This is a genomic window from Streptomyces sp. 7R007 (assembly GCF_054850255.1).
Window position 1 is genome coordinate 1 of the sequence record NZ_JBTWMV010000114.1, and the last position, 6921, is coordinate 6921.

Annotated in this window: 6 protein-coding genes; 4 read left to right on the forward strand and 2 right to left on the reverse strand. The window is 73.8% G+C overall.

The genetic code is table 11. From position 1 onward, the window contains the following. On the forward strand, positions 1-1625 hold a 1625-nt coding region (locus ACYF6T_RS44040), incomplete at its 5' end, for a PP2C family protein-serine/threonine phosphatase (protein WP_461703617.1). 31 nt (positions 1626-1656) lie between these two features. Further along, the gene (gene hemW, locus ACYF6T_RS44045; protein ID WP_461703618.1) at positions 1657-2889 is read left to right on the forward strand and encodes a radical SAM family heme chaperone HemW; all 1233 of its coding nucleotides are present in this window, start codon (positions 1657-1659) and stop codon (positions 2887-2889) included. A gap of 129 nt (positions 2890-3018) precedes the next feature. Here the strand turns inward: hemW and ACYF6T_RS44050 are convergent, their stop codons facing one another. Continuing rightward, positions 3019-3825, reverse strand: coding sequence for a DUF3097 domain-containing protein (locus ACYF6T_RS44050; protein ID WP_461703619.1), 807 nt, complete (start codon positions 3823-3825; stop codon positions 3019-3021). A gap of 31 nt (positions 3826-3856) precedes the next feature. Beyond that, on the reverse strand, positions 3857-4588 hold the full coding sequence (locus tag ACYF6T_RS44055; RefSeq protein ID WP_461703620.1) for an MBL fold metallo-hydrolase: 732 nt from the start codon (positions 4586-4588) through the stop codon (positions 3857-3859). Positions 4589-4741: 153 nt separating this feature from the next. On the opposite strand from ACYF6T_RS44055, the gene hrcA reads away from it, so the two are divergent. Both hrcA and dnaJ read left to right on the forward strand, forming a co-directional pair. After that, positions 4742-5758, forward strand: coding sequence for a heat-inducible transcriptional repressor HrcA (gene hrcA, locus ACYF6T_RS44060; protein WP_461703621.1), 1017 nt, complete (start codon positions 4742-4744; stop codon positions 5756-5758). Continuing rightward, positions 5759-6895 (forward strand): molecular chaperone DnaJ, encoded by a 1137-nt coding sequence (gene dnaJ / locus ACYF6T_RS44065; protein WP_461703622.1) that lies wholly within the window; start codon positions 5759-5761, stop codon positions 6893-6895. Positions 6896-6921 lie beyond the last annotated feature (26 nt).

A 6921-nucleotide genomic window follows, 5' to 3' on the forward strand; every position in this document is an offset into this window, starting at 1 on the left:
GGTCCGCCGAAGCTGCCGGGTCCGCCGGGTCGGCCGAAGCTGCCGGGTTCGCCGATCCTGCTGGGTCCGCCGGGTCCGCCGACTCCGCGGGGTTGGTCGAGTCCGCCGAGTGCGCCGAGTGCGCCGGGTCCGCCGGGTCCGCCGAAGCTGCCGGGTCCGCCGGGTCTGCCGAACCAGCCGGGTCTGCCGAACCCGCCGGGTCCGCCGAGTCTGCCGAGCACACGGGTCTCCTCCCCCTCCCGGCCACCCCGTCCCGGCGCCACCCCGACCGTCATAACCACCTCCCGCAACCCACCCCCACCGGCAACCCATACACCTCCGCCCCTCACCACCCCCTCCACTCGCACCCGTCCCCCGACTGGCTGAACCGCGGCGCGCTCTCCTTCCTCGCCGAGGCGTCCGATCTGCTGGCCGGGCAGTTGGACGAGAGTCATGTCGCCGCGCTGGCCGGGCAGTTGATCGTGCCCAGGCTCGCCGACTGGTGTGCCGTGTGGCTGGAGGACGAGGCCAGCGGTGTCACGGGCGGCGGCCCCCGGCTCGTCCGGGTGTGGCACAGCAGCGAGACCCGCATCGAGGAGCTGCGCCGCGCGCTGGAGAAGGAACCGCCCCGGCGGCCCGACGGCGCGCCGCCCGGCCCGGTCCCGTACCCCTGGCCCGCCGACGCGCTCGACGCGCACGGCGCCGCCCTCGCCTACCGTCTGATCGCCGGCGGCCGCCCCCTCGGCACGCTCGTCCTCGGCCGCGCCGGACTGCTCAGCTTCCCCGACGAGATCACCGGCCTCGCCGAGGACCTCAGCCGCCGCGTCGCCCTCGCCGTCGGCGCCGCCCGCCAGTACGCCCGCCAGGCCACCATCAGCCGCGTCCTGCAGCGCGGCCTGCTGCCCACCGCCGTCGCCGAGATCCCCGGCGTGCGCAGCGCCCTCGTCTACGAGCCCTGCGACCAGGGCGGCCCCAGCGGCGACTTCTACGACCTCTTCCCGGTCGGCGACGGCCGCTGGTGCTTCGCCCTCGGCGACGTCCAGGGCAAGGGCCCCGAGGCCGCCGTCGTCATCGGCGTCGCCAGACCCTGGCTGCGCTTACTGGCCCGCGAGGGCTACCGCGTCGCCGACGTCCTCGACCGCCTCAACCGCCTCCTCCTCGACGACGCCCTGGAGGCCGCCGAAGCCGCCGCCGGCGTCCTGACGCTCCCGCCCGTGCCCGACCCCGGCCCGCAGACCCGCTTCCTCTCCCTCCTCTACGGCGAGCTGGTCCCCTTCGACGGCGGCGTGCGCTGCACCCTCGCCTCCGCCGGACACCCGCTGCCGCTGCTGCTCGGCGCCGACGGCCGCGTCCGTACGACCGCGCGGCCGCAGACCCTCCTCGGGGTCGTCGAGGACGAGACGTACACCTGCGAGACCTTCGTCCTGCACCCCGGTGACACCCTGCTCTGCGTCACCGACGGCGTCACCGAGCGGCGCTGCGGCGCGCGCCAGTTCGACGACGGCGACGGGCTCGCGACGGCGCTCGCGGGGTGCGCCGGGCTGAGCGCGCGGCTGGTCGCGGAGCGCATCCGGCGGCTGGTGCACGAGTTCGGCGGCGGCGCGGCGAGGGACGACCTGGCGCTGCTGGTGCTCCAGGCGGAGTGAGGAGTGCGGTGGGTACGGGACAATGGAGGACATGCCCTCCGCACTCCCCGACGGCGAGCCCGTCCCCGCCGACGGTGCCCTGCCCGCCTCCGCGCTCGCCGGGGCGGCCGACCGCCCCCTCGGCTTCTACCTGCACGTTCCGTACTGCGCGACCCGCTGCGGCTACTGCGACTTCAACACCTACACCGCCACCGAGCTGCGCGGCACCGGCGGCGTCCTCGCCTCCCGCGAGAACTACGCGGACACGCTCGTCGACGAGATCCGCCTGGCCCGCAAGGTGCTCGGCGACGACCCGCGCCCGGTGCGCACGGTCTTCGTGGGCGGCGGCACGCCGACCCTGCTCGCCGCCGGTGACCTGGTGCGGATGCTGGGGGCGATCCGCGAGGAGTTCGGCCTCGCGCCCGACGCGGAGGTGACGACGGAGGCGAACCCGGAGTCGGTGGACCCGGCGTACCTGTCCGTGCTGCGCCAGGGCGGCTTCAACCGGATCTCCTTCGGCATGCAGAGCGCGAAGCAGCACGTGCTGAGGATCCTCGACCGCACCCACACCCCCGGGCGGCCGGAGGCGTGCGTCGCCGAGGCGCGTGCGGCGGGCTTCGAGCACGTCAACCTGGACCTGATCTACGGCACCCCGGGCGAGTCCGACGACGACTGGCGGGCCTCCCTGGAGGCGGCGCTCGGCGCCGGACCCGACCATGTCTCGGCGTACGCCCTGATCGTCGAGGAGGGCACGCAGCTCGCCCGCCGCATCCGCCGCGGCGAGATCCCCATGACCGACGACGACGTCCACGCGGACCGGTACCTGATCGCGGAGGACCTGCTGTCCGCGGCCGGATTCGCCTGGTACGAGGTCTCCAACTGGGCCACCTCCGACCGGGCCCGCTGCCTGCACAACGAGCTGTACTGGCGCGGCGCCGACTGGTGGGGCGCCGGCCCCGGGGCGCACTCGCACGTGGGCGGGGTGCGCTGGTGGAACGTCAAGCACCCGGGGGCGTACGCGGCGGCGCTGGCGGCGGGGCGGTCGCCGGGGGCCGGGTGCGAGCTGCTGTCCGAGGAGGACCGGCGGGTGGAGCGGATCCTGCTGGAGCTGCGGCTGCGCGACGGCATACCCCTGGACCTGCTGCGCGAGGACGGCCTGCGCGCCTCCCGCCGCGCCCTGTCCGACGGGCTCCTTCAGCAGGCCCCGTACGAGGAGGGACGGGCCGTGCTGACCCTGCGGGGGCGGCTGCTGGCGGACGCGGTGGTGCGGGACCTGGTGGACTGAGAGGCCGACCCCCGCTGCGGCGGGAGCACGAGCCGCTCCCCGGCCGCGTAGACGAGCTCATCGACGGATCACTTCCGCGACGGCGGAGAGCGGCCCACCGGTCCCGCCGGACCGACGGCCGCGGAGGCGTCAGGGCACGGTCACGTGGTCGATCAGGCGCTCGACACAGCCCAGCAGCTCCGGCTCCAGGTCCTTGTAGGAGTTCACCCGCTTCAGGATCGCCTGCCACACCGCCCCGGTGTTCTCCGGCGGCCAGCCCAGGGCCCGGCACACGCCCGTCTTCCAGTCCTGGCCGTGCGGGACGCGGGGCCATGCGTCGATGCCCAGGGACGACGGCTTCACCGCCTCCCAGATGTCGATGTAGGGGTGGCCGACGACCAGGGCGTGCTCGCTGGTCACCTCCTGGGCGATCCGCCACTCCTTGCTGCCCGGCACCAGGTGGTCCACCAGGACGCCGAGCCGGGCGTCCGGGCCGGGCGCGAAGTCCGCCACGACGGACGGCAGGTCGTCCACGCCCTCCAGGTACTCCACGACCACGCCCTCGACGCGCAGGTCGTCGCCCCACACCTTCTCCACCAGCTCGGCGTCGTGCCGGCCCTCGACGTAGATGCGCCCGGCGCGGGCCACGCGCGCGCGTGCGCCGGGCACGGCGACCGAGCCGGACGCCGTACGGGTGGGCCGTGCCGGAGCCGGTCCGGACGGCCGGACGAGGGTCACCGCCCGTCCCTCCAGCAGGAACCCGCGCGGCTGGAGCGGGAAGACCCGGTGCTTGCCGAAGCGGTCCTCCAGGGTCACCGTGCCCGCCTCGCAGCGGATCACCGCGCCGCAGAAACCGGTACCGGGCTCCTCGACCACCAGCCCGGGCTCCGCCGGCACCTCGGGGACGGGCCTGGGGTTCTTCCACGGCGGGGTCAGGTCGGCGGAGTACTGGCGCATTCGGATGACGATAGGAGAAGCGGGCGGGTGATCACGTAGACACGCCGAAACGTGCCGCGAGGGCGTCCCGCTGCGCCCGCACGAAGGCCGCGTCCACCACCGCTCCGTGACCGGGCACGTACAGCGCGTCCTCGCCGCCGAGGGCGAGGAGCCGGTCCAGGGCGGCGGGCCAGTGCGACGGCACGGCGTCCGGCCCCGCCTGCGGTTCCCCCGACTCCTCGACCAGGTCGCCGCAGAAGACCACCTCGGGCGGGCCCGGGACCAGCACGGCGAGATCGTGGGCGGTGTGCCCGGGACCCACGTTGGCCAGCAGGACCTGCCGGCCGCCGCCCAGGTCGAGCGTCCACTCGCCGCTGACGTGGTGGCGCGGCGGCACCAGCGCGTCCGCCGCCTCCTCGGCCAGCCGCGCGTCCAGCCCGTTGCGCTCGGCGTCCGCGCGCAGCTCCTCGCGCGCGTGCCGCCCGGTCAGCGCCGTCTCGACCCCGACCGCGCCGAACACCTCGGCGCCCGCGAAGGCCGCCGCTCCGAAGACGTGGTCGAAATGGGGGTGGGTGAGCGCGAGATGGGTCACACGGTGACCGGTGAGCTCCTCGGCCCGGGAGCGCAGCAGCGCCCCCTCCGCCAGGCTCGACCCGGCGTCCACCGCCAGCGCCGTCCCGTCCCCGACGACCAGCCCCGCCGTGCAGTCCCAGCCCGGCAGCCGGCACCGGCCGACCCCCGCCGCGACCCGTTGCCACCCCAGCTCTTCCCAAGTCACCGTCATACGGCGACGCTAGCCGTACGACCCGCTCCCGCAGGACCGACCTTGCCCACCGAGTACCCCACCGCCGTACACTGGGCCGGTGAACGCTGGCACTCGAAAGGACAGAGTGCCAGGCGAAGCGCCGAGGGGACGACTTCTGGAGGTGTGCGCGAGATGCTGAGTGAACGACGGCTCCAGGTACTGCGCGCCATCGTCCAGGACTACGTCGGCACCGAGGAGCCGGTGGGCTCCAAGGCCCTCACCGAGCGGCACAACCTGGGTGTGTCCCCGGCGACCGTGCGCAACGACATGGCGGCCCTGGAGGACGAGGGGTACATCGCCCAGCCGCACACCAGCGCCGGGCGCATCCCCACCGACAAGGGCTACCGGCTGTTCGTCGACAAGCTCGCCGGGGTCAAGCCGATGAGCGCGCCCGAGCGGCGCGCGATCCAGAACTTCCTGGACGGGGCCGTCGACCTCGACGACGTGGTGGCGCGGACCGTGCGGCTGCTGGCGCAGCTGACGCGGCAGGTGGCGGTCGTGCAGTACCCGTCGCTGACCCGCTCCACCGTCCGGCACGTGGAACTGCTCTCGCTCGCGCCCGCGCGGGTGATGCTGGTGCTGATCACGGACACCGGGCGGGTGGAACAGCGCATGGTGGACTGCCCGGCGCCGTTCGGCGAGGCCTCGCTCGCGGATCTGCGCGCGCGGCTCAACAGCCGGGTGGCGGGGCGGCGGTTCACGGACGTGCCGCGGCTCGTGGAGGACCTGCCGGAGGGTTTCGACGTCGAGGACCGGGGCACGGTCTCGACGGTGCTCTCCACCCTCCTGGAGACGCTCGTCGAGGAGAACGAGGAGCGGCTGATGATCGGCGGCACCGCCAACCTGACGCGCTTCGCACATGACTTCCCCCTGTCCATCCGGCCGGTGCTGGAGGCACTGGAGGAGCAGGTCGTGCTCCTCAAGTTGCTTGGCGAGGCGGGGGATTCGGGCGTCACCGTGCGTATCGGGCACGAGAACGCCTACGAGGGACTCAACTCCACGTCCGTGGTGTCGGTCGGCTACGGTTCGGGCGGCGAGGCAGTCGCCAAGCTCGGCGTGGTCGGACCGACCCGCATGGACTATCCGGGAACGATGGGAGCGGTACGCGCAGTGGCACGGTACGTCGGACAGATCCTGGCGGAGTCGTAAGTGGCCACGGACTACTACGCCGTTCTCGGCGTGCGCCGCGACGCGTCGCAGGAAGAGATCAAGAAGGCCTTCCGGCGGCTCGCGCGCGAGCTGCACCCGGACGTCAACCCCGATCCGAAGACCCAGGAGCGGTTCAAGGAGATCAACGCCGCTTACGAGGTGCTGTCGGACCCGCAGAAGAAGCAGGTCTACGACCTCGGCGGCGATCCGCTCTCGCAGTCCGGCGGGGCCGGCGCGGGCGGCTTCGGCGCGGGCGGCTTCGGGAACTTCTCGGACATCATGGACGCCTTCTTCGGTACGGCGTCCCAGCGCGGGCCGCGCTCGCGCACCCGGCGCGGCCAGGACGCGATGATCCGGCTGGAGGTCGAGCTCGACGAGGCGGCCTTCGGCACGACGAAGGACATCCAGGTCGACACGGCGATCGTCTGCACCACCTGCAACGGTGAGGGCGCGGCGCCGGGCACGTCCGCGCAGACGTGTGACATGTGCCGCGGCCGGGGTGAGGTCTCCCAGGTCACCCGGTCCTTCCTCGGCCAGGTCATGACGTCCCGTCCCTGCCCCCAGTGCCAGGGCTTCGGTACGGTCGTGCCGTCCCCGTGCCCCGAGTGCGCGGGCGACGGCCGGGTGCGCTCCCGGCGCACGCTCACCGTGAAGATCCCGGCGGGCGTCGACAACGGCACGCGCATCCAGCTCGCCGGTGAGGGCGAGGTCGGTCCGGGCGGCGGTCCGGCCGGTGACCTGTACGTGGAGATCCACGAGCTGCCGCACCCGATGTTCCAGCGCCGCGGTGACGACCTGCACTGCACGGTCACCCTGCCGATGACGGCGGCGGCCCTCGGCACGAAGGTTCCGCTGGAGACGCTGGACGGCCTGGAGGAGGTCGACATCCGGCCCGGCACACAGTCCGGCCAGTCGATCCCGCTGCACAGCCGCGGCGTCACCCACCTGCGCGGCGGAGGCCGGGGCGACCTCGTCGTCCACGTCGAGGTCCAGACCCCGACCAAGCTGGACCCCGAACAGGAACGCCTCCTGCGAGAACTGGCGAAACTACGCGGCGAGGAACGCCCCCAGGGCCAGTTCCAGCCGGGCCAGCAAGGGCTGTTCTCGCGCCTGAAGGACGCGTTCAACGGTCGCTGACCGGGGACGGGGCTTGCTCGCCGTGG